This is a genomic window from Meridianimarinicoccus aquatilis (genome assembly GCF_004358675.1).
In the GTDB taxonomy this organism is placed as follows: Bacteria; Pseudomonadota; Alphaproteobacteria; order Rhodobacterales; family Rhodobacteraceae; genus Meridianimarinicoccus; species Meridianimarinicoccus aquatilis.
This window is the reverse complement of record NZ_SMZO01000126.1, coordinates 1-878: the sequence shown is the minus strand read 5'-3', so window position 1 is coordinate 878 and position 878 is coordinate 1. Positions and strand designations below refer to the sequence as shown.

The 878-nt window shown below is 58.7% G+C and carries 1 pseudogene; it reads left to right on the top strand.

The annotated features are described in order from the left end of the window. Positions 1–878: pseudogene (locus E2L05_RS20575) on the top strand (IS3 family transposase); the annotation flags it as partial.

Genomic DNA, 878 nt, shown 5'->3' with positions numbered 1-878 from the left:
GCGTTGGGCTTTCGACGCTGAACAAGTGGGTGAACGCGCACCGCGACATGGATGTGGTATCGCCCGAGGATCGCGAGCTTGCGCGCGAGAACGAACGACTTCGTCGCGAGAACCGTATCCTCAAGGAGGAGAGGGATATATTAAAAAAAGCCACCCAGTTCTTCGCGAGCCAAAAGCCATGAGGTTTCGGTTCGTTGAAGAACAGCGCGGGGCCTTCCCGATCGGCCGACTTTGTCAGGTCATGAACGTCAGCCCGCGCGGGTTGCGGGCGTTCCGCAGCCGTCCGGCCAGCCGCAGGCAGCGCATGGATATGATCGTTCTGGCGCACATCAAGGAACAGTCGCGCTTGAGCCTGGGCAGCTACGGCAGGCCCCGAATGACCGAAGAACTGAAGGAGGTCGGTGTCGATGTAGGGCACCGGCGCGTCGGGCGCCTGATGCGCGAAAACGGAATTACCGTTGAAAGAACGCGCAAGTTCAAGGCGACCACAGACAGCGATCATACGTTCAACATCGCCCCGAACCTGCTGGATCGCGACTTCAAAGCAGATCAGCCGAACCAGAAATGGGCTGGCGACATCAGCTACATCTGGACCCGTGAGGGCTGGCTGTATCTGGCGGTGATCCTCGATCTGCATTCCCGGCGTGTCATTGGTTGGGCGGTCAGCAATCGCATGAAGCGTGACCTGGCGATCCGGGCCCTGAAAATGGCCATCGCCTTCCGAGCGCCACCCAAAGCCTGCATCTTCCACAGCGACAGGGGCAGCCAATACTGTTCGCATGACTACCAGAAGATCCTGCGCCAGCATGGCTTCAAAGTCTCCATGAGCGGCAAAGGCAATTGTTATGACAATGCGGCCGTCGAGACGTTCTTCAAAA